Genomic DNA, 21,719 nt, shown 5'->3' on the forward strand with positions numbered 1-21,719 from the left:
GCCTATATCAGCGAAGACAATACACTTTCAGGAGGCTTAATATTGAATCATACACCGGGCAAGCTTTTTCTCTCTACACTAATGATAGTAACTGCACTATATTCTTCTGCCGGAACAGCTTTTGGCGCAGCAGCTCCTCAATTAACTGGAATCACAGGCCACTGGGCACAGAATGAAGTTACCGATTGGGTTGACAAAGGGCTCATTCAGGGATACGCCGACGGCAGCTTCAAACCGGACAATAGTCTGAAAAGATCAGAGTTCATGGCGCTCATCAACCGTGCCTTCGGATTCACCGAGACGGCACCTGTTGCCTATAAGGATCTCTCTACAAGCAACTGGGCCTACACCGAGGTTGCCAAAGCCGTGAAAGCCGGATATATCAGCGGATATTCAGATGGTACCATCGGTACCGGCAAGACGATCAGCAGACAGGAAGCCGCAGTGATCATCAACCGGTTATTGAAGCTGGATGCCGCGCAGACCGGCGCTCTTTTCAGCGATTCCAAGGATATTGCCGCCTGGGCACTGGATTCTGTCAACGCCGTGGCTGCCGCAGGAGTCATGAAGGGTTACTCCGAAGATAACAGCTTCAGACCTGGCAGGGAAATTACCCGTGCGGAAGCAGTAGTATCCTTAACACGGACCAAAGCTATTGAGGAGGCTCCGGCTAATACTCCAGTAAATGGTGGAGGCACATCCTCAGCAACCGCCTCACCGACAGCTAGTCCAACATCCACACCAACTGCTACACCTACGCCGGTTCGGAGCACCTATGTCCCTTCCGACCCAACGGCTGCGCCTACAGTTACACCAGTAGCGACACCAACACCTGCAGTTACACCTTCACCAGTTCCTACACCAGTTCCTACACCAGCACCTACTCCTGATCCGGGTGATACGTCAGCCCCTCTACTTACCAGTGTGACCCTTGGAGCGGTTACTGTAGGAGATAATGTATACGGAACAAGCAACGAAGCGGGTTATTTGTATCTGGTCCCCTCCACAGTGGCCGTAACGACAACGGGTCTGGAAGATTCTGTTCATGCCGCTCTGGGTAAAAAGCTGGCGGTAACCGCCTCCGTCTATTCCCCGCTGAATACGCAGGGTCTGCCTGCCGGTCATTATATTGTGTATGCTGTAGATGGCTCCGGCAATATCTCGGCCCCTTCCAGCACGATTGAGGTTAGAGCGATTGAACTGACTATAGGGCTTCCAATCTCCCTGACGGAATCCAAACTCTATGACGGCAATGCTCTTGCAGCAGTAACCGGGGGCTCGCTGTCCGGTGTATTGGCCGGAGACACAGTTAATGTTCATGCCTCTGCTTCCTACAGCAGCTCGGCGCTTGGGGTGAACAAGATGATAACCGTTACCTATACATTAAGCGGAGCACAAGCAGCCAGCTATCTTGCACCCGCTCCCTATATCGTGAATACGGGCAGCATCGCACTCCATCCATTAACCATCGAAGCTCCGAATTTGACCTTGGCGAAGTTCAAGGACGGAACCACGGCAGCAGCGGTGATTCCCGGACAGCTTATAGGGGTAGTTCCCGGGGAAAATGTCACTGTGAGCGCCGTTGCCAACTATGACACATCATCCATTGGGACGAACAAAACCATAACTGTAGTCTATACACTTAGCGGAGCAGATGCAGGCAACTATATTGCACCAGTGAGCTACATCACCACCAATGGCGAGATTGACCGGGATCAGATCACACGCTCCAGAGTCTATGACGGAACGACTGCGGCAGCGGTAATCGTTGGTGCGGTAACCGATATAATCGACGGGGATGATGTGACCGTGCATGCTGCCGGGACCTATGACACTCCTAACGTGGGTGTGGACAAAATCATCACCATCTCCTACACTTTAACAGGTATAGACGCAGGCAACTATTTCCCACCTGTTAGCTATACCATCAGCACAGGTATCATCACCGCCTTACAGTTGGACATTACAGCACCAGTGATCACAGAATCCAAGACCTACGATGGAAATACATCGGCCCAGATCACTCCAGGTACCCTGATCGGAGTTATTCCGGGGGATGATGTTACCGTCAGTGCAACCGCAACCTACAGCGATGCTGCTGCGGGCAGCGGCAAACTTATCACCGTGGTCTACACCTTATCCGGCGACGATGCTGGTAACTATGCGGCACCGGGGAACTATATGATTTCCACGGGTGTGATTGTAGCGCCTTAAGAAGATATCTGTGAACACATGGTATGAATAAAAGCGTCCCGCGAGCCGTGAACCGGCTGGTTGGGGCGCTTTTGTTGTAATTGGTTGGGGTTGGATAAACTAGGCTACGAGTTAGCAATGAATTCGGGCGGAATATAGTCTGCGAGCCAGATATTATGATTTCCGTGATAGAACTTGATTCCTTCCTGTGCGGCCCGCCCGGCATCGATGGTTAAGATCACAGGACTTGAGTCCTTTCGTCCTCCCACCAGCTTCGCTGTATCCGTATCCACCGAGAAATGAACATACTGCCTCTTCATGGGTTTCAGTCCTTCGTGCAGAATCGTCTCCACCCATTGCCTGGCTGTACCGTGGTACAGAATGGGGGGCGGAGTTTCATTTTGCTTGATTATTTTTTGCGGGACAGAGTGACCATACAGCGCCCTGATTCTGCCATCCGCAAGCTCATGCCGCTGTTTATCCGATGCTGCGATCATCTTGTCCAGATCCTCTGCACCGACCGATTCCCACTTCTTGTCCTGATGCAGCGAGTGGAGCAGTTGCTCGATATCCACCCATCCCTGTGCATCCAATTCCAGTTCATATTCCCACGGTGCGTGACGCAGGGCGTAGGAGACCTCTTTGCTGAGCTTTGCATAATCCACCTGTGTTTAGCCCTCCATAGTCATTTAGCATTGTTGTCAGTATTCAAAATCATCGATTGTTACGAGTTTAGCCTAGTTTAGCATATGTGAAGCTTACGGTATAACCATGCGCTAGACCATCGGGGGGGCTGAGTCCGGTTAGTACAATAATCGGCAGTGGGGTGCATGGTCTCACTTTGAGCGCACGCAAAAAGCCGCCCCTCTAGGGGGCGGCCCCCTTGCACCCGTCACTGTACATCACATACTTAACTCTTGCTAAGCACCACAGCTAACTCGACTGCTGTATCGAACTTACTGAGCTGCGGCAGTATCAGCCGAGACGCGCTGTAACTTCCACCGCTACTGCGCAATCTGCTCGCGGATGTTCGCGAGGATCTTCTTCTCCAGCCTCGACACCTGCACCTGCGAGATGCCGAGGCGGCTGGCGACTTCCGACTGGGTCTGATCGCGGTAATAGCGCAGATACACGATCAGACGCTCGCGCTCGGTTAGCGCACCGATGGCCTCGTTCAAGGCCAGCTTGTCGAACCAGCGCTCCTGCGACTCGTCGGCGATCTGGTCGATCAGCGTGATCGGATCGCCGTCGTTCTCGAAGACGGTCTCGTGGATCGAAGTCGGCGGCTTGTTGGCTTCCTGGGCGAAGACGATTTCTTCGGGCGTGACGCCCAGCGCTTCGGCCACTTCACCGATGGTCGGGAGGCGGTCGAGCGTTTTGGACATCTCATCCTTCATCTTGCGCACCTTGTTGGCCATCTCCTTCAGCGAGCGGCTGACCTTGAGCGTGCCGTCATCGCGGAGGAACCGCTGGATCTCGCCGATAATCATCGGCACCGCATAGGTGGAGAACTTGACCTCATAGCTGAGGTCGAATTTATCAACGGACTTCAGCAGTCCGATACAGCCGATCTGGAACAAATCATCCGGTTCATATCCGCGGTTCATAAACCGCTGCACCACCGACCAGACGAGGCGGATATTGCAGTTGACCAGCGTGTCGCGGGCCGTATGGTCCCCGGCTTGACTGAGCGCGATTAGACGTTTGACCTCCGCATCGTCCAAATAGGTCGGCGGAGCTTTTTTTGATTCTGCATCCATGGCTCCAACCCCTAATTGTATAAAGCTTTTTTCGAGACGATGGTTTTCTTCATGGAGATTGAGGTTCCGCGTCCCGGTTCGCTGATAACCTCGAATTCATCCATGAAATTCTCCATAATGGTGAAGCCCATACCTGACCGCTCCAGCTCCGGCTTCGAGGTATACAGCGGCTGCTGGGCCAGCTCCAGATCCTCAATGCCCCGGCCCTTATCCTCAATCGTCAGATGCACGGTCTCATTCTCAAGGGAAGCGGATATGCTGACAACACCTGCGGGATCACTGTCATAACCGTGAATGATACAATTGGTGACAGCCTCCGAGACTACCGTCTTCAAGTCATTCAGCTCCTCCATCGTCGGGTCGAGCCGGGAGACAAAGGCAGCCACTACCACACGCGCGAACGATTCATTCTCCGACAGCGCAGCAAACTGGACACTCATGAAGTTACGAGCTTCGCTACTAGTCATAACGCGACCTCCAAATCCGAGAGTGCAGCGCTCTCGTCGTCATATAGGGGCATGATTTTGAACAGGCCCGACATTTCCAGCAGGCGCTTCACAGGCGCTGTGGCATCGCAGACTGCCATTTTGCCGCCCTTACTGCGGATCAGCTTGTACCGCCCCAGAATCACTCCGAGACCCGAGCTGTCCATGAACTGCAGCTCCTTCAGACTCAGGATCAGATGCTCCACCTGGCCCCGCATAATCGCTTCATCCATATCCATACGTACATAATCGGCTGCGTGATGGTCCAGTTCCCCGGACAACCGGACAATCAGCACACCCCGGTGATGCTCCATCTCCACATGAGAATTCATGCTTGCCACTCTCCTCTTCGTTGCTTGGACAACCGCCCTGTAACTATTTCTTTCCCCTACAAGGACAAGGTTTCTACACCGCAATTGAGGATTCCTGCCTCACGACAAAACTAGAAGAAAACCCCTAAGAACTTACACAAAGCCCCCGGTTCAATCTACAAAATGCAAGAAATTAATCATTCGTAAACATAGCGCCCGTTGCCCGCTTGAACAGCTTCCACCAGCCCGCCTTGGCTACCGTTTCGCCTGCCTTCAACTCGTATTCCTTCAATACATCGTTCCCCTGGTAGACTACCAGCTTGCCGACCGTCTGGCCTTCGGCCACCGGAGCCTTCACCTGCTCATTCAGCACCAGCTCATGGCGGATACCCTCCTGGGTTACTCCTTTGCGGAGCAGGACACTATAGTCTTCCTTCGCCACCAGCGGGAGCTGCGACTTCACGCCCTTCTCAATCCTCACCGTGCCGATGGTGTCGCCTTCCTTGTGAATCGTATGCAGTTTATATTGGGAAAAGAGGTAGTCGAACATCGCCGAGACCTCGCTGTTGCGGGTCTTGGTGTTCGGCTCGCCCAGCACCACTGCTACAGCGCGCAGGCCGTCTCTGGCCGCCGTCGCCGACAGGCAGAATTTCGCTTCGGACGTATATCCCGTCTTCAGCCCATCAGCCCCCGTGTAGAACCGCACCAGCTTGTTGGTGTTCACCAGCCAGAACGGCTTGGTGGAATCCTTGCGCAGGTAATCCTGATAAGAGCCGGTGTATTTGATAATCTGCTCATGTTTCAGCAGCTCCCGGCTAATGACGGCAATATCATGCGCGGAGGAATAATGATTCGCAGCCGGCAGGCCGTTGCAGTTGGCGAAATGAGTATCCTTCAGACCCAGGTCCTGCGCCTTCTGGTTCATGAGATCGACGAAGGCGCTCTCCGAGCCGGCGATTTTCTCCGCCATAGCTACGGAAGCATCATTGCCGGACGCCATCGCGATACCCTTCAGCATATCGTCAACCGTCATTTCCTCACCCGGCTCCAGAAAAATCTGTGAACCGCCCATCGATGCCGCATACTCGCTGGTCCGCACCTTGTCGGTCAGCTGCAGTTTGCCCTCGTCCAGCGCCTCCACCGTCAGCAGCATGGTCATAATCTTGGTAATACTGGCCGGCGGAAGTTTATCATGGCTGTTCTTCTCATAGATGACCGTGCCCGTGCTGGCATCCATCAGAATGGCAGAACGCGCCCCTGGCGCAAGCGTAGCAGCCGCCCCTCCGGCATTGCCGGAATTTGCGGTGCCTTTGGCTTTTTCCTCGGCCCAGGCTCCGGTAGCGCCTCCCAGAACCGATACAGCAATGCACAGCACAAGCGTAACATAACGAATTTTCCTCACAATGGTTCCCCTCCTGAACTTAACCTTCATTTCACAGGTACTGTGTTCCAGTTTCGTCAGAATCGCAGGAAATTATTCCATTTCACGCACAAAAAAAAGGGCTTCCCCCGGTATCTTCACAGATCCTTGAGAAAGCCCCTTTCCGGTACTGCTATGATAGCCTAGCCACCGATAGCCAAAGCGCTGAAAATTACAGGTCCCACCACTGTAGCAACGGAGCCGACATCCTGGTTCTCTACAATCAGCTGATAGTTCTGGACCCCGGCCGGAACGTTGACATCTACCATATGCAGCGAAATAATACCGTCGTCATTGAAATTCTCCTCCAGCTCTGTCCGAGCGTAAAAGATTTCTGTACCTGCCCGCCAGATGCGGACCAGCACATTGGGCGTATCCAGCGTAACATCCACGCCGATGGTGGCTTTCAGTTCCACCTTATTGGGGAAATGTCCTGGAACTGCGGGATCGATATACACCGATGTTCCTGCAATCTGTATACCAGCCGGAGAAATAGGAACGGGGATGGAGACCCCGTTAGTAATAGGTGTAACTACGGATGCGTTATAATCCAAAAGTGTTTTGGCCATGCGTTATCACTCCTTTTCATATTCTACTAAAGTATATGAAAGATATGAAAAAGAGCTTGTGCATTTCTATTACTAGTCCCACCTATTTATTAACGTGCGTTGCTATAATTCACTGCCGGACGGCTGCCGCCCTTATGCCCGAGATACAGTCTGGACAATAGAGGAGAGCGTACCGCCCAATTGGCGGCCAGCAGCGGCACCCCCACTCCGATCAGCGTAAAGGGCAACAGCCCGTAATCCGTCCCGAGGAGGTATTTGAGCCCGTAATTCAAAGGCAAATGCAGGTACATGATCGCAATGGAGTTACGTCCCAGGCTGCCCATCCAGTCCAGCGGAACAAGCTTCGAGAGACGGTACACAGCGGCGCAAATAGTCAATGAGATAAGCAGCGGCACGGCCAGATCGAGCAGCAGCGAAGTATACTCCTTGTATTTCATATTCAGGCTGTATTGAAGGACACCGGTCCGCTCTAGCAGCAGCACAAGAGCACATAACGGAAGCAGCACCGGCAGCGCCGAATAGCGGCGGATGAGCGCAGGGATCACCTGTTTGCCGTAGAATCCGATCGCATAATAAGTAATGGCGAGCAGGGACACATCTGCATTCCAGGGAAGATTGAAGTTCCTGAGCGCGGTCAGGGAGATGAGATGTGACAGGAGATAAGCAGAAGCGATCAGGAGAAATTGCGTGCGGCGGGAATAACGGACAATGTATCCGAAGAGCAACTGTGTGAACAGCAGGCAGGTGATGAACCAGAACACCCCGTAAGGGCCCGTGAGCGACAATCCCCCGTAGAGCAGTCTCGCTACATTCTCGGCGAACCCTCGTATACTGAAGTTGAACAGCAGCAGTACGGAAGCAATCAGGAGTCCGTAGGCAAAATAGGGAGTCATCAGCCCCTTGGTCCGTTTGACCGCCCAGCCCAAATACCGCCCGGGTTCAACCGGCTTAAATACAAGTCCGCTAAGCATGAAGAACAAAGGCATCCGGAACCAGGACAGATAATGATTCGCTGCCGCATCGCCGGAGTGGCCCATTACTACAAAAATAATACTGAATCCCTTGGCGGCATCAATCCATAATTGTCGTGGTTTGTTCACGTTATCCTCCCATCTCCTCCCAAATCAGTTTTAATTTAATACAATTATAGAAGGGTTTATTTTTCTTTTCAAATTTCAATGAAATATTTCAGCGTTATTTCTGAAAGAATATTCACTTAACAACGGAGCAAACTCTGCAAAAATAAGTCATTCTGCCTAGACGGGGGACGTTGTCCCATCCGGGTAATAAATAGGGCTAAAGTCCGGCGGTGTTGCCGGTGACGTAGCAGGCAGGAAAAGCGTCTGGTATGGTGCGGGGAAGTAGGAGGCGGGATGCCGAATGTGATCGGTTTTCCGATTACATTTGGACCCACGTAACTCGGCAGCGCCGAATGTGGTCGGTTTTCCGATTACATTGGACCCACTCAACTCCGCAGCTCCGAATGTGGTCGGTTTTCCGATTACATTGGACCCACGCAACTCCGCAGCGCCGAATGTGGTCGGTTTTCCGATTACATTGGACCCACGCAACTCCGCAGCTCCGAATGTGGTCGGTTTTCCGATTACATTTGGACCACGCGCTTTCACGCCGCCAATTGTAATCGGTTTTTCAATTTGGGCAGATTTAGTTGTACTGGAGGCGCTGATTAATGAGTACCAGGAGTGTTGATTGGAAGGTGGGGAGCGCTGAGTACTTAGTGCCGGCAGTGTTAGGCTGGTGGAGTGTAGTTAGCCCGGAATTGCGCGGTTAGTGCGTTAGAATGGCGTGGTATCAGTAGCCCGGCAGACAGCGCAAGAGCCACCCGCTGCCGGATGGCTCCTCCTCACACTGCACATATGCTTAATACAAATGACAGGCCGCCTGATGGCCTGAGTCCAGCTCCCGCAGCACCGGCGCTTCCGACTTGCAGCGGTCCATCGCATGCGGACAGCGGGGGTGGAAGGCACAGCCTGTGGGCGGAGTCTCAGGGTTCGGAACATCCCCCGTCAGGACGATGCGCTGCTTTTTCAGGCCCGGATTCGGTACCGGAACGGCAGACATCAGCGCCTGGGTATACGGATGCAGCGGCTTCGCGAAGAGTGCCTTCGTCGGCGCCAGCTCGACAATCCGCCCCAGGTACATGACGGCCACCCGGTCGCTGATGAATTTCACAACTGACAGGTCATGCGAGATGAACATATAAGTCAGGCCGTATTGCTCCTGCAGATCCTGCATCAGATTCAGCACCTGGGCCTGGATGGAGACATCCAGTGCTGATACCGGCTCATCGCAGACAATGAACTTCGGATTCAGCGCAAGCGCACGGGCAATCCCGATCCGCTGCCGCTGGCCCCCGGAGAATTCATGGGGAAAACGGTGGGCCTGATAGGGGGACAGACCCACCACCTCCATCAGCTGCTCGACCCTGCTCTTCAGCTCGCCGGCGGGGGCCGATCCGTGGGTACGGAGCGGTTCCTCCAGAATGCGCTGGACGGTCCAGCGGGGGTCGAGCGATGCGTAAGGGTCCTGGAACACCATTTGCATGTCGGTACGGAACCTGCGGAGCTGCTCGGTATTCAGGCTGCGCACATCGGTGCCGCCGAACATAATCTCGCCTTCAGTCGGCTCAATCAGCCGCAGAATGGCCCGTCCGGTGGTCGATTTCCCGCAGCCGGATTCTCCGACCACTGCCAGCGTCTCTCCCTGCTCTACGGATAAGGTTATGCCGTCAACGGCTTTGACTGCACCAACCTGCTTAGAGAAGAAGCCCTTGCGGATCGGATAATGCTTCTTCAGATTGCGCACTTCCAGTAATGTGGTCATAGAACCCCCTCCTGCTGCAGGATACAGCGGCATGTGTGGCCCGGCTGCACCTCAAGCAGCTCCGGGAGCTGCTCCCGGCAGCGGTCCACCGCTACCGGACAGCGCGGTGCGAACCGGCAGCCGGGCGGCAGGCTGGCCGGATTCGGCACCTGGCCCGGTATCGAGCTGAGGCGGTCCTCATCCCCTGCCAGCTGGGGCAGGGAAGCCAGCAGCCCTTGAGTATACGGATGCAGCGGCTGGCTATACAGGGTAGCCACATCTGTCTCCTCGACGATCTGACCCGCGTACATGATGACGACCCGGTCACACATCTCGGCAACGACCCCCAGATCATGCGTGATCATCAGAATCGACATGCCCTCGTTCTTTTGCAGATCCCGCATCAGATCAAGGATCTGCGCCTGAATCGTCACATCCAGCGCTGTCGTCGGCTCATCGGCTATGAGCAGCTGAGGATTGCAGACCATCGCCATTGCAATCATCACCCGCTGCCGCATCCCGCCGGAGAGCTGATGGGCATACTGCTGGGCAATCTTTTCCGGCCGGGGAATCCCTACCTTGCGCAGCATCTCCACCGCCCGCGCGTCCGCCTCCTTCTTGCTCAGCTTCAGATGGTAACGGGCGGATTCGGAGATCTGGCGGCCGATCTTGAACACCGGATTCAGCGAGGTCATCGGCTCCTGAAAAATCATCGCAATCCGGTTCCCCCGGATATTCCGCACCTCATTCATCGACATCTCCAGCATATCCTTGCCCTCGAAGCGGATCTGGCCGGAAGCAATCCGGCTGATCCGTTTGGGCAAGAGCTGCATGATTGAGAGTGAGGTAATGCTTTTGCCGCAGCCCGATTCGCCTACAATGCCCAGTGTCTCTCCCTTGCGCACTGACAGACTGATGCCGTCCACCGCACGGATTGTACCCGCCGCTGTCTGAAATTCGGTGCATAGCCCTGATACTTCCAGCAGTTCTGTCATGATTGCCCCTCCCTCCAGTACCCCACAAAGTGAAGTATTTGCTTCGATGATTAGTCAGGTACTTTGCGGGGACCCCAAAAACTCCCTACAAAATATCCTTTTAAATACTATTTCTCTTCTTCTACACCCAGATATTTCAGCGCCGTTAAAGCATACACCTTCGCACACTGGATAATCTGCCAGACGGGAGCTTTCTCGTTGAAATTATGAATGGTGGACAGCTCGGCCGGGCCGTATTGCAGAACGGGAATGTTATGAGTGCGGAAATGGCGCGCGTCGCTAGAAGCCCATTGCAGCACACCGTAGGCTTCTTCCCCGCTCACCTCACAGATACTCTCAACCAGGTCCTTGACCACCGGCTCCTCATTGGAGGTCCAGTTGGCATTGCCCTGGAAGCCGAAGCCCTTGACCTCGGATTCAATGCCGGCTTCAAGCAGCAGGGAGCGGGCACGGTCCAGAACATCCCGGTAGTCTACCCCGAACGGTACACGGGAATCGACCTGAATGGTGCAGCGGTCCGCCACTACGTTCACCTTGGTTCCGCCCTGAATCGTTCCGATGTTGACCGTCACATGGTCGAATACCTGATAGGCGAGGGAATCTTCTTCTTCGCTGCCCTTCACGTAATCCTGCGAGATGCGAATAATCTCCTGAACTTCCTCGGGAATGTCCACTTTGATATCCCATAGCCGCTGTAAGGCTTCAATCCCTTTGGCGGCCTTCACAATGGCGCTGTCTCCAACCACAGGTGACAAGCTGCCGTGACCCGGTGTTCCTTCCACGGTGAATTCGAACCAGCAGCTGCCCTTTTGCCCGATGGTCGGGTTCAGCGGGCCGGAAGGCTCGGCAATCACAGCAGCGGTTCCGGTAATCAGGCCGCGCTCCAGTACCCAGGGAACCCCGAGGTGACCGCCGGTCTCTTCATCGGGCACGATCAGCAGGGACAGATCCCCTTTTAGCGGAACGCCCAGCTTCGACAGCAATGCAGTGACGTAGATTAACCCGGCCAGGCCCGCTTTCATATCCGAAGCCCCTCTGCCCAGCAGATAGCCGTCCACAATATCGCCGCAGAACGGATCGAAATCCCAGCGCGAGCGGTCTCCGGCCGGAACGACATCGGTATGTCCGCAGTAAATCAGCTTTTTGCCGGTGCGCTCCTCCGCGCCTGCGCCCAGTGTGGACACCAGATTGAACATGGTTTCGGTGGCCGGATAGATTGAAGTATCAATCCCGGCTTCTTTCAGATAACCAATAATATAAGCGCTGATCTCCCGTGAATCGCCCGGCGGATTCTCCGAAGGGTAACGGATCAGCTGAGAGCAGAGCGCAAGCAGTTCCTCCTGCCCGGCATCAATGGCCTCCAGCACCTTGCTTTTCCAGTCTGTCATGGGTTACGAATTCTCCTTTGTGTTCCAGGCTGCACGCCTTGCGGCTGGCAGGAGGAACTGTGAATTTGTGACAAAGAAGAGGGACAAGGCCTAAGGCCTGCCCGCTCTCTTTTAGCCAAACCTGCTTATTCTGTAATCGACAGCGGATAGAAGCGGATGACTTCGTCCGGATAGAAGGCGTAGCCGCTGATCTTGTTGCTCATCCCTACAATGCGGTTATACTCGTAGAGATACGCCCAAGGTGCTTCTGTCGTGATGATCTCCTGAGCCTGCTTGTAGAGCTCTGTGCGCTTCGCCGTATCTGTCTCCAGGTTCGCCTGTTCCCACAGCTTGTCTACTTCAGCATTCTGGTAGTTGATGTAGTTGGAAGAGCCCTTGCCGTACAGCAGGAAGCCGAGGTGATAGCCGGGATCATTGACGAAGGAAGTCCATTTGGAGATATAAGAGGTCAGATTATTGGTCTTCTGCTGCTCCAGGAACTGGGCGCGGGCCAGCTTGTTGATCTTCATGTTGACTCCGATTTTGGCCAGCTCAGCCTGGATCAGGACCGCATCATCTTCCCAGTCATCGAAGCCGGAGCCCAGCGTAAAGTCGAAGTCAAAGCCCTTCTCATAGCCTGCTTCCTTCAGCAGCGCCTTGGCCTTGTCCAGATTGTACTCATACACATAGCCTGCATCGGTGAAGCCCGGCGTGTTGCTGGCTACTGCACTCTTCATCTGCTTGGCCTGGCCGTACATCACCCCGCTCAGCAGCTGATCGTAGGGAATCGCATAGTTGATCGCCTGACGGACTTTTACATTGTCGAACGGCTTGACTTTGTTGTTCATGGCGAAGAACAGAATCCGGTTACTTGCATTGGAAGCAACGGTCAGCGCCTTATTGGTCTCAAGCGTTGACACATCCTTCGGAGGAATCTCAATCGCCATGTCTACATCGCCTTTACCCAGCAGCAGCACGCGGTTAGAGGCTTCCTTCGTGAACTTCAGGGTGACCTTGCCCAGGCTTGGCGCACCCTGCCAGTAGCTGTCATTAGCTGTGAAAACAGCCTCGGTAGCCGGGTCCCACTTCGTAAGCTTGAACGGGCCGGAACCGGCGGCATTCGTCTTCAGGTAGTCTGCACCCTGTGCTTCTACCGTCTTCTGGTCCACGATGGAGAAGGTGTACATCGCCAGAATCTGCAGGAAATTATGATTGGCATTAGTCAGAGTAACTTCAACGGTCGAAGCGTCTTTTACCGTCACTGATTTAATGGAAGCCATGCCGTAGAGGAAGCTGCCGGAGCTGGACTTCGCCACACGTTCAAAAGAGTACGCTACCGCCTCGGCATCCACCGGATTGCCGCTCTGGAAGCTCACGCCGGATTTCAGCTTGAACGTATACACCGTGTTGTCAGCATTCACTTCCCAGCTCTCTGCGAGCATGGGCTTGATGTCTTCGGTATTGGCGATGCTGGCGCCATTCTCGGTCTTGATGCCGTAGGTGACCAGCTGATCATAAGCGGCCAGCACAAGCGTATCGGAGGTCAGATCATTGGCTTCCGCCGGGTCGAGCGTGGTGCCGCCCTCGGAATAGGCCACCGTAAGGTTCTTTTTGACCGGGGCTGCTGTTGCTGCAGTATCCGTTCCTGCCGAAGTGGCAGCAGGGGTCTGCGGATTGGCGCTGCTGGCGCATCCGGCAAGCATGATTGAAAAAGCGACGAGTGTGGACAACAGTTTAACTTTTTTCATCGATAATTCCTCCCTTTTCTATATCCTGCCTGCATAACAACTACTTGTGCTGCTGATGATTGTCTGCCGCTTGCGCTCCAGCTGACGTTAATCTATCTATTTCTATCGGGACGGGCGGCCTTGGGGGATTCCCCTGCTCGCCTCATTTCCCCGAACGCAACCGCGGGTCAAGCACATCCCGGAAGCCGTCTCCGAGGAGATTGAAGCCTAAGATGGAGGTGGCAATGCCGAGGCCTGGAAAAGTAACCAGCCACCATTGCCCGGAAATGATATATTCCCGGCCTTCGGAGATCATCGCGCCCCATTCGGCAATCGGGGGTCTGACCCCCAGCCCCAGGAAGCTGAGACTGGACGCGGTCAGGATGGCGAAGCCCATCCCGAGCGTAGCTTGCACCATTAGCGGCGCCAGGGCATTCGGCAGAATGTGCCGGTACAGAATGACTCTATCCTTCACACCAATGGCCCGGCTGGCTTCGATATACTCCTTCTCCCGCAGCGAGACCGTCTGGCCGAACATCAGCCGGGCGAATTCGGGGATGCCGACAATGCCGACGGCGATCATTGCGCTGCTGAGTCCGGCTCCGATCGAGGCGGCAATCGCCATCGACAATACCAGTGACGGGAAGGACAACAATACATCCATGACCCGCATGATGATGGTTCCGGTCCGGCCGCCGTAGTAAGCGGCAATCCCGCCCAGCGGCATCCCGATCAGGAAGGAGATCGAGACCGCGATCAGGCCGGTCCAGATGCTGATCCGTGCGCCGTACAGCACCCGGCTGAGGATATCCCGGCCGAAGTTGTCGGTTCCAAACCAATGGCTGCCGGAGGGCGGCTGCAGCTTATTCGCCATATCTGTGACGAACGGATCATGCGGAGCCAGCCAGGGGGCAAAAATGGCTACCACGGTCCAGATCAGGATGAAGGTCAGCCCGATGGCCGCCAGGCGGTTGTGCAGCAGCAGGGATAATAGGGTCCGGGGCTTGGCCGGTGCGGGCTTCGCCGGGCTGCCCTGTGCTGAATGTGCTGCAGTGCTCACAAGCAATCTCCTCCTCTCACACAAGCTGTTCTATTCATAACGGATTCTCGGGTCAATGAACCCGTAGATCAGGTCGACCGCCAGGTTAATTCCGCAGTAGAGCACGGCACTGACCAGGGTGAACGCCTGGATCGGCGCGTAATCCGCTGCCAGTATGGAGTCGGTGACATAGCCGCCGATTCCCGGCCAGGAGAAGATCGTCTCCGTGATGACCGCGCCGCCCAGCAGGAAGCCGAACTGGAGTCCGAGCACCGTTAGCGTGGGAATCAGCGCATTAACCAGTGCGTGCTTGTAGATGACGGCCGATTCCCGCAGCCCCTTGGCCCGGGCGGTGCGGACGAAGTCCTGATCGACCACCTCCAGCATGCTGGAGCGGGTCATCCGGGCGATGATCGCCATCGTACCGGTACTGAGGCAGATCGCCGGGAGCACGAGATGCGCGAGGCTGCTTTTAAGTGCGGCGGTGTCGCCGGAGAGTATACTGTCCAACACGTACAGCCCGGTGATATGCACCGGCGGGTTAAGATCCCCGCTGATCCGGCCCATCGGTGCCGGTGCCCAGCCCAGAATGGAGTAGAAGATATAGATGAACATCAGTCCGAGCCAGAAGATCGGCACACAAGCACCTATCAGGGAAAATACACGCGAGATGTGATCCAGCAGCGATTCCTTACGGGTAGCGGCCACAATGCCTACCGGGATGGCGATCAGAATCGCAATCAGGATGCTGGCCAGGGTCAGCTCAATCGTAGCCGGGAAGCGCGAAGCCAGGTCACTGGCGACCGAATGTCCGGTGTGATAGGCATAGCCGATATCGCCTTGCAGCAGTTGCCCGATATAAGCGAAGAACTGGATATACAGCGGCTTGTCCAGCCCCATATCCTGGCGGATCTTGTTCACAATCTCCTCCGGAGCCTGCTCTCCGGCCAGCATAATCGCAGGATCGCCCGGCAGGACTCTCGACAGAATGAAGGTGATGACGATAATGCCGAGCAAGGCTGGAATCATCTGCACAAGTCTTTTTAATGTATAAGCAAACAATGAATCAACCCCCTTACGACTTCGACTGCTGTGCCTCTGTGACGGAATTCCGCTCTCATGTCAGGTAATACGTGTATGCTGTGTCTTATTAAAGTGTTGAGCTAATTCTACATAGAATTTCACAGCCCCTCTACGTCCCGTTCAGCTAAAAAAATGCACAACCGTTTGTCGGTTGTGCACTATCAAGGACTATGAATGTTAGATTTACTCACACGACATTCCAGAATTCTTCCAAAGCGCCCTATTTTTCCTGGAGGTAATAGTAAATCAGGCACAAATGGCAGACGAACTGCTCGCGCGGATCATTCAGATCGAAGCCGGTGATATCCCGAATCCGCTCCAGCCGGTATTTAACGGAATTGCGGTGAATATAGAGGCTGTTCGCTGTCTCAATCAGACTGCCCCGGCATTCCAGATAATGATAGAAGGTCAGCAGCATATTGCTGTCATGCTCCTGGTCGTATTGCAGCAGCTTGCCCAGCTTACGCTCGAACAGCTTCTCGAACCCCGGACCGCCAAGCCCCTCCAGCAGATGATAGACCTCCATCTCTTCATATCGGGTAATCCCGCCGGGACCTTGTCCCAGCCTTCTCGAGATGGACAGCGCTTTGCGCGCCTCGTTATAGCTGGTGTGGATGTCCCACAAATATTCCGAGGTGCCGATACCGCAGCGGTAACTGCTTAAGCCTTCTGCCTTGTCCTGCAGCCAGCCGCTCAGCGTCTTCTCCCACGGCTCCTCCGCGTCACCGCCCGGCGTGAACCTGCGCCCCTCCTGCGTAGGCAGGAACAGCACCGCCCGGCTCGAACGGTACTCGGCGTGCGGCGTGACGCCGCGCTTCTTCGCCTCCCGCTCCAGCAGCCGGTTCACCGTCTCCTCGCTCGGCGCCGTCTCCCCTTCGATGACGGCCACCTCCCACTTGTGCTCCGGGTTCATCCCGAGCTGGCGGGCCCGCCGCTGCACCTCATGCCTCGACGGCAGCGGCGGGGTCAGCAGCTCATCGATGAAGTTGCCGCGCAGCCGGAATTCCGTATCCTCGGCTACCTTACGCCGCATTATTTCAAGGGCAAACACAAGCCGGGCTTGCTCGATGCCCACCTCCTCCATATCATCCAGCCGTTCCTTATCGACGAGCAGCCGGGCGACCGTCCGGCGGTCCACATGAATGTTCCAGCTAAGCGGAGAGTCGCTCTGGGTCCAGTCATAGTCTGCCGGGGAGGATACGATAATCTTCCGCTCCGTATCCACTAGGGCCACCGGGGCCTTAAGGAACTCGGCCACACTGTCGCTGACCGCCTGAATGCCGCTGTTCTCCAGCACCATGGTGGTCAGCGTGCGGTAGACCTCCTCCGCCCGGCGCAGCAGCATCGCCTGCCGTCCCAGCAGCAGCTCCATCACCGGCTGGGTGATATCCGTGTACGGAATCTCGGGCGGGATCTCCACAATCGGCAGACCGCAGGCATTGCTGGCCTCGATGGCCCCCTGGGGGATCTCCTTCAGGAAGCGGGCCGGCTTGATCGCCAGCGCCGCTGCCCCCAGATTGTCGAGCGTGTAGATCACCTCGGTCAGCAGTGAAGGATCATGGCGGATCGAATAGGCTGTCGTCAGCAGCATCACCCCTTCGCTGATCCAGCCTTTCAGATCCGGAACCTCCATAATATCCACGAACCGGACCACCCGGTCCAGCCCTTGCTCCCCGCTGATGACCTTCGCTTTCCCAAGAACCGAGAGCTCCATTAGCTCCCGCAGCGTAATTCCTCGTGTATTCACCCTTCCGCCTCCCTCTGCTGTCTTCAGTATTTCATGATTTTTCCTGAAATATGCCAATATACCATGACAATGCCGCCAGCCGACTTTTTGCGTTCCCGCTAGTTTATCAGAGATTTCCGCCGAGCCACAGGAAAATCATATCCATTTACAGCATATTTTCGGTGTGAAAGCGCATTAGGAAGAATTGGATGAAAAGGAGGGATGGGAAGCGGTTGCTGGGGGAGGCGGTGAGGGATAAAATTGGGGGCACGGACGGATCACTTAGAATTATCCTTCATATAAATAGAAAGTTTAAGTTAAGAAACTCTATATTTGAAGAGAAACATTTATTTCTTTTGTTAGTCTTTTTCCAATTTTACTGATTACATAGCGTCAGGCAACAAAAAGTAGAGCACCGTCGGATTAAATCATCCAGAAGGAGCCCTACCAAATAACAATCTAGAGAAAACAGCAATAAGTAATTTTAAAAGCTTTGCATGAAAGCGACTTAAATTATCCTCGCCATTATTAACGGAATAACAGATAAAAAGCTAGCAAAATCACACAAATAATAAGTGATATAATCGGATTTATTAAAGCGGAAAATAATACAACAAAGGCGCAAACAATTGCAAAACTGCTCTCTTTCTTACGCACTTAAAATAATCCCTTTCCAAAGATTGCAAATATAATACTTGATAGGCAAGCTACACTTCCAATTAAAATTTTTTGTGTTAAACTCAGTTTTTTTCGTTTCACAGATTTTCACTCCTCATCAAGAATTTTGAAACTCTCTAATATTTTATTAAAATCATTTTTAACATATGAGTAAATGTTACATTCGCTTGTACACGTTAGCGAAAATACTTTATTGAGATAAAAATATAAATTTTGTTTAAAGACAAGCTTCAACCCTTTTTCAGCCATGCCTGAATAGTTCAACTCAGCTAAAATTAAATCATCACTTTTGGTTGTTATAATTCGGCTTTTAATCTTAAATTCAGTAATATATTTGCTGAGGTCATCTATGGTTCTATTAAGAATCTTATGAGTATGCAGTTTTGCATTTTGAACAGGATATATCATTAAGTTTATATTAGGTAAAATAACTGTATCAGATCCTACTAAGTTAATTAAATAGTTAGGATTTGGCTGAATACAAGCAATAGTATTATAAATATCCTCTTTTAGTTGCCAAGTTTCTGGATAATCTATTTCAATATCATAAAATTCATTTTTATACTTATTATTAATAATTATCATCTTTTTCCTCCTTATACTTTTCCAATAATCCGTTCTTTCGGAATTTTATTTATAATAAACAAAGAAGCGAAGATAAAGCATAATCCAATAATTATTGAAATAATAAGAACCATTAAAGTTGGAAAATTATCCACAAGCTTTATAGATAAATTCCAAATCCCCAAATATGAAACTAAGGGAAACAAAAAACTTACAATATCTACTTTATTAAAATACCAATATACTGTTGATAGTAAAGCAAGAATACCGAAACCTAGAGCAGGCATCCCAATAAATGAAAGAATAAAAGTTAGGGTAGTAAAGGAGATAGAAAGATGAAAAAACACTTTTATAAACAATATATGTAATCCAATTGTTAGAAGAAGAGTAATAAAAGTATAAAGTACAGTCACTATCATTTTACCTAACCATAAAGAAGTTTGATCAATGCCATTAGCCAGCAAGGTTTGAATGGTCCTGTCTTTTCGTTCATCATTCAAAAAACGGTTAATAAAAGTATGTCCAAGAAACAGCACTACTAGCACGGAAAGATACATCGTCAATGCACTTAACTGAACAGCCTTCATTTCATCACTCATGGTTGTTTTATTTATAACTGGTGCTACCGTCACATATTGCAGGACATTCGTAGTTAGAATGGTTAAAATGATTACACCCTTCATTGATCTCATTATCTCTTTGCTTTCTTTCCAAACAACCGCTTTAAGATCCGTTATATTCATTTCTGTTCTCCTAATTCAGCTTGTTTTTCGCAACGATAAGCTATTTTTTAATATAACTCAAATAGGTTTCCGTTAAATTTTGCTGAGTAGTATATATTTCTTCAAATTTAATACTATTTTGAAATAATATAGATGGAATATCTAATTTTTGGTCCTTCGAAAGACTAAGAATTACTTCGTCCATATTAAAAGACATCTGCTGAACTTCCACTAAATCATTAAAAATTCTTCTTAAATAGGTTTCCTCGTATTCCCCTCCTAGCTTGATATGTATATAGCTAACAATGGATTCCTGCATCAGATCTACCCTTGATTCATTTTTAATGATTGAACCTTTGTTGATTATAATAATTCTGTCAGCAAGTTCTTCGATATCTGCCATCACGTGCGAGGTTAGAAAAACAGCAATGTTTCGTTGTTTTGATATTTCCTTAATCATTTTTAATATTCTTTCTCTACTTTCAATATCAATACCGTCAAAAGGCTCATCTAAGAGCAGCAATTCCGGTTCAAAGAGCAGCGCTCTGGCAATAGTTAGCTTTCGTTGCATGCCTTTAGATAACTTTTTCACAATAGAATGGCGCCTTGACTCCAACTGAAATTCATTTAAATAGTAATTAATAATATCTACCCGTTTCTTTTTATCAAAACCTTTTAATCGGCAGAAAAACTCTAAATTCTCCTCCACAGACAACCTTGGATATAATCCATTTGAATCAAAGACAACACTTATATTTTTTTTTTGATTGTTTTTGACTTCATAATTATTTATAAAAACATGCCCATCATCATAGTGGATAAGATCAGTAATCGTTTGAAGTGTGGTTGTCTTACCTGAACCATTAGGGCCCAGGTAACCCACTATTTCCCCTCTGTCAATTTCAAAAGAAATATTGTTTAGAGCAAGGAGATCACCATAGCTTTTTGTTACCGAATCAACCTTTACAAACCCCAATTAAAATCACTTCTTTCTTCTTCATCTTTCCAACTGGATTTTACTGGATCATAGCTGCACATCAAACCTCTAAGTTGTTTATTATCCTCAATTTTCAACTCAAGGTTGGTACAATCCACGCATGCAAATCTGTTTTCACACTCGGAGCAAACTGACACCTTTGATTTATTTCGCTGCCAATATCTCTTATGAAGGTTATGCTTAACAACCTCGTATATTCCTCCTTCCTCATGGAGATTACCCAACTTATCGTTGATGAAAGGGCATGGTTGAATGTCACCATTAGAACATATTGCGAGTTTTCTATTCAGACAAGCGTTGAATCTACCTCTATAATAATATTGGGAATAGTCAATATCTTCTAACCTGTCTTGTCCAGTGGGAGAGGAAACAATAAAGGAATGACTATTATTAATGTTTATTAATTCAGCACAATGAATTTGAGTTGCATTATATGTATCTAGTTTATTCATATTTAGTTGAAAACTATTATAATTCGATTCCGTCAAAATCAAATTAAATTGATAGTTTAAACCATATTCTTCAATCAAAGAAGTGGCATTTGGCAAATGTTCATTCATTTGCTCTTTGCCTGAGTTCGCATCAAATACATTCAAAATTATGGTAACGTTGTATTGGGATAAAGTTTTTATCTTCGACTCATCAATTGCACTTGGAACACAGTGTATAAAGATATTAGAATTTCCAACATTATAAAAAACTCCGATAGCTTTCAAAAGGAGATTCCACTCTTGTAAAGGATTCCCCCCAGAAAAAATAACATTATTTATCTTAAAATCAGTTAATTGCATAAGACTTTGCTCTGTAAGATTATTTTTTGTCTTATAACCGCTATTCCATACTGCACAAGAATTGCATCCTTGAAATTCAATACTTTCATTTTCTCCACAGAAATCACAATTCATGAAGCATTCATCTGTCAGTTGAATATAAAGAGTATCTAATTCAAAAGGAGCTTCAAAATAGCCCTCTATATTAAAATTGTTATTTTCTCTATAAGCCTCCACATGCACATTCTCAGAATAAACTGAACCCAAAGAGTTTAATAATAAATACTCCACCAGTTTCCTAGTTGTTCCTGCACCAACTTTGTCTTCTGTCTCCTCAACACTGTGATTTATAAGAAACTCAAAAACTTCAGATTCCCTACTATTAAGATGAATGCTTCTGCCGTGACCCAATAAATAAAGAGTTCCCCGTTTGTTACCTTTATGATGCATAATGTCAGGATATAGTTTAAAATAACTCAAATTCTCCACT

At 50.9% G+C, this 21,719-nt stretch carries 20 protein-coding genes; 2 read left to right on the forward strand and 18 right to left on the reverse strand.

From position 1 onward, the window contains the following. Window positions 1-42 precede the first annotated feature (42 nt). Window positions 43-2,214, forward strand: a complete 2,172-nt coding sequence (locus MKY12_RS19760) for a YDG domain-containing protein (protein WP_339310440.1) — start codon at window positions 43-45, stop codon at window positions 2,212-2,214. 104 nt (window positions 2,215-2,318) lie between these two features. Here MKY12_RS19760 and MKY12_RS19765 read toward each other — a convergent pair whose 3' ends face one another. From MKY12_RS19765 to MKY12_RS19795, 7 genes are all read right to left on the reverse strand, one after another. Beyond that, on the reverse strand, window positions 2,319-2,858 hold the full coding sequence (locus tag MKY12_RS19765; RefSeq protein WP_339310442.1) for an RNA 2'-phosphotransferase: 540 nt from the start codon (window positions 2,856-2,858) through the stop codon (window positions 2,319-2,321). Between the two features lie 339 nt (window positions 2,859-3,197). Then, window positions 3,198-3,953 (reverse strand): RNA polymerase sporulation sigma factor SigF, encoded by a 756-nt coding sequence (gene sigF / locus MKY12_RS19770; protein ID WP_036727459.1) that lies wholly within the window; start codon window positions 3,951-3,953, stop codon window positions 3,198-3,200. Between the two features lie 11 nt (window positions 3,954-3,964). Further along, entirely contained in the window at window positions 3,965-4,420 is a 456-nt protein-coding gene (gene spoIIAB, locus MKY12_RS19775; RefSeq protein WP_036727460.1) for an anti-sigma F factor, read from the reverse strand. Continuing rightward, complete coding sequence (spoIIAA, locus tag MKY12_RS19780) at window positions 4,417-4,770, reverse strand: anti-sigma F factor antagonist (RefSeq protein WP_036727462.1); 354 nt, start codon at window positions 4,768-4,770, stop codon at window positions 4,417-4,419. Before spoIIAA ends, spoIIAB begins: the two co-directional genes overlap by 4 nt. 172 nt (window positions 4,771-4,942) lie before the next feature. Continuing rightward, complete coding sequence (locus MKY12_RS19785) at window positions 4,943-6,151, reverse strand: D-alanyl-D-alanine carboxypeptidase family protein (RefSeq protein ID WP_339310443.1); 1,209 nt, start codon at window positions 6,149-6,151, stop codon at window positions 4,943-4,945. A gap of 161 nt (window positions 6,152-6,312) precedes the next feature. Beyond that, a complete protein-coding gene (locus tag MKY12_RS19790; protein ID WP_339310445.1) occupies window positions 6,313-6,738 on the reverse strand; it encodes a hypothetical protein in 426 nt (141 codons plus the stop codon). Window positions 6,739-6,827: 89 nt separating this feature from the next. Beyond that, window positions 6,828-7,838, reverse strand: a complete 1,011-nt coding sequence (locus MKY12_RS19795) for an acyltransferase family protein (protein WP_209870146.1) — start codon at window positions 7,836-7,838, stop codon at window positions 6,828-6,830. A gap of 304 nt (window positions 7,839-8,142) precedes the next feature. Here MKY12_RS19795 and MKY12_RS19800 point away from each other — a divergent pair, with 304 nt between their 5' ends. After that, window positions 8,143-8,448, forward strand: coding sequence for a hypothetical protein (locus MKY12_RS19800; protein ID WP_339310448.1), 306 nt, complete (start codon window positions 8,143-8,145; stop codon window positions 8,446-8,448). Window positions 8,449-8,619: 171 nt separating this feature from the next. Here MKY12_RS19800 and MKY12_RS19805 read toward each other — a convergent pair whose 3' ends face one another. From MKY12_RS19805 to MKY12_RS19855, 11 genes are all read right to left on the reverse strand, one after another. Continuing rightward, window positions 8,620-9,582: a dipeptide ABC transporter ATP-binding protein gene (locus MKY12_RS19805; RefSeq protein WP_339310450.1), complete on the reverse strand. Its 963-nt coding sequence runs from the start codon at window positions 9,580-9,582 to the stop codon at window positions 8,620-8,622. Then, window positions 9,579-10,556, reverse strand: coding sequence for an ABC transporter ATP-binding protein (locus MKY12_RS19810; RefSeq protein WP_209870152.1), 978 nt, complete (start codon window positions 10,554-10,556; stop codon window positions 9,579-9,581). The genes MKY12_RS19805 and MKY12_RS19810 overlap by 4 nt, the downstream gene beginning before the upstream one ends. Window positions 10,557-10,663: 107 nt before the next feature. Beyond that, window positions 10,664-11,944: an ArgE/DapE family deacylase gene (locus MKY12_RS19815; RefSeq protein WP_339310451.1), complete on the reverse strand. Its 1,281-nt coding sequence runs from the start codon at window positions 11,942-11,944 to the stop codon at window positions 10,664-10,666. A 125-nt stretch (window positions 11,945-12,069) separates the two neighbouring features. Continuing rightward, window positions 12,070-13,671 (reverse strand): ABC transporter substrate-binding protein, encoded by a 1,602-nt coding sequence (locus MKY12_RS19820; protein ID WP_076084319.1) that lies wholly within the window; start codon window positions 13,669-13,671, stop codon window positions 12,070-12,072. 142 nt (window positions 13,672-13,813) lie between these two features. Beyond that, window positions 13,814-14,635 (reverse strand): ABC transporter permease, encoded by an 822-nt coding sequence (locus MKY12_RS19825; RefSeq protein WP_235191954.1) that lies wholly within the window; start codon window positions 14,633-14,635, stop codon window positions 13,814-13,816. Window positions 14,636-14,740: 105 nt separating this feature from the next. Then, window positions 14,741-15,751 (reverse strand): ABC transporter permease, encoded by a 1,011-nt coding sequence (locus MKY12_RS19830; protein ID WP_339310452.1) that lies wholly within the window; start codon window positions 15,749-15,751, stop codon window positions 14,741-14,743. A gap of 241 nt (window positions 15,752-15,992) precedes the next feature. Continuing rightward, entirely contained in the window at window positions 15,993-17,519 is a 1,527-nt protein-coding gene (locus MKY12_RS19835; RefSeq protein ID WP_339310453.1) for a PucR family transcriptional regulator ligand-binding domain-containing protein, read from the reverse strand. A 744-nt stretch (window positions 17,520-18,263) separates the two neighbouring features. Further along, a complete protein-coding gene (locus MKY12_RS19840; RefSeq protein WP_339310454.1) occupies window positions 18,264-18,761 on the reverse strand; it encodes a PsbP-related protein in 498 nt (165 codons plus the stop codon). A gap of 11 nt (window positions 18,762-18,772) precedes the next feature. Further along, window positions 18,773-19,483, reverse strand: coding sequence for an ABC transporter permease subunit (locus tag MKY12_RS19845; protein ID WP_339310455.1), 711 nt, complete (start codon window positions 19,481-19,483; stop codon window positions 18,773-18,775). A 40-nt stretch (window positions 19,484-19,523) separates the two neighbouring features. Then, on the reverse strand, window positions 19,524-20,438 hold the full coding sequence (locus MKY12_RS19850; RefSeq protein ID WP_339310457.1) for an ABC transporter ATP-binding protein: 915 nt from the start codon (window positions 20,436-20,438) through the stop codon (window positions 19,524-19,526). Further along, window positions 20,426-21,709: a hypothetical protein gene (locus MKY12_RS19855; RefSeq protein WP_339310459.1), complete on the reverse strand. Its 1,284-nt coding sequence runs from the start codon at window positions 21,707-21,709 to the stop codon at window positions 20,426-20,428. Before MKY12_RS19855 ends, MKY12_RS19850 begins: the two co-directional genes overlap by 13 nt. Between the last annotated feature and the right edge of the window lie 10 nt (window positions 21,710-21,719).

Source organism: Paenibacillus sp. FSL M7-0896, assembly GCF_037975415.1.
GTDB lineage: Bacteria > Bacillota > Bacilli > Paenibacillales > Paenibacillaceae > Paenibacillus_AQ > Paenibacillus_AQ silagei.

Bases quoted from the DNA above. Each gene is read 5' to 3' on its own strand.
- MKY12_RS19840 (WP_339310454.1), bottom strand. From the start codon at position 18,761: ATGATAATTATTAATAATAAGTATAAAAATGAATTTTATGATATTGAA.
- MKY12_RS19805 (WP_339310450.1), bottom strand. From the start codon at position 9,582: ATGACCACATTACTGGAAGTGCGCAATCTGAAGAAGCATTATCCGATC.
- spoIIAA (WP_036727462.1), bottom strand. From the start codon at position 4,770: ATGAATTCTCATGTGGAGATGGAGCATCACCGGGGTGTGCTGATTGTC.
- MKY12_RS19820 (WP_076084319.1), bottom strand. From the start codon at position 13,671: ATGAAAAAAGTTAAACTGTTGTCCACACTCGTCGCTTTTTCAATCATG.
- MKY12_RS19815 (WP_339310451.1), bottom strand. From the start codon at position 11,944: ATGACAGACTGGAAAAGCAAGGTGCTGGAGGCCATTGATGCCGGGCAG.
- MKY12_RS19845 (WP_339310455.1), bottom strand. From the start codon at position 19,483: ATGAATATAACGGATCTTAAAGCGGTTGTTTGGAAAGAAAGCAAAGAG.
- spoIIAB (WP_036727460.1), bottom strand. From the start codon at position 4,420: ATGACTAGTAGCGAAGCTCGTAACTTCATGAGTGTCCAGTTTGCTGCG.
- MKY12_RS19790 (WP_339310445.1), bottom strand. From the start codon at position 6,738: ATGGCCAAAACACTTTTGGATTATAACGCATCCGTAGTTACACCTATT.
- sigF (WP_036727459.1), bottom strand. From the start codon at position 3,953: ATGGATGCAGAATCAAAAAAAGCTCCGCCGACCTATTTGGACGATGCG.
- MKY12_RS19810 (WP_209870152.1), bottom strand. From the start codon at position 10,556: ATGACAGAACTGCTGGAAGTATCAGGGCTATGCACCGAATTTCAGACA.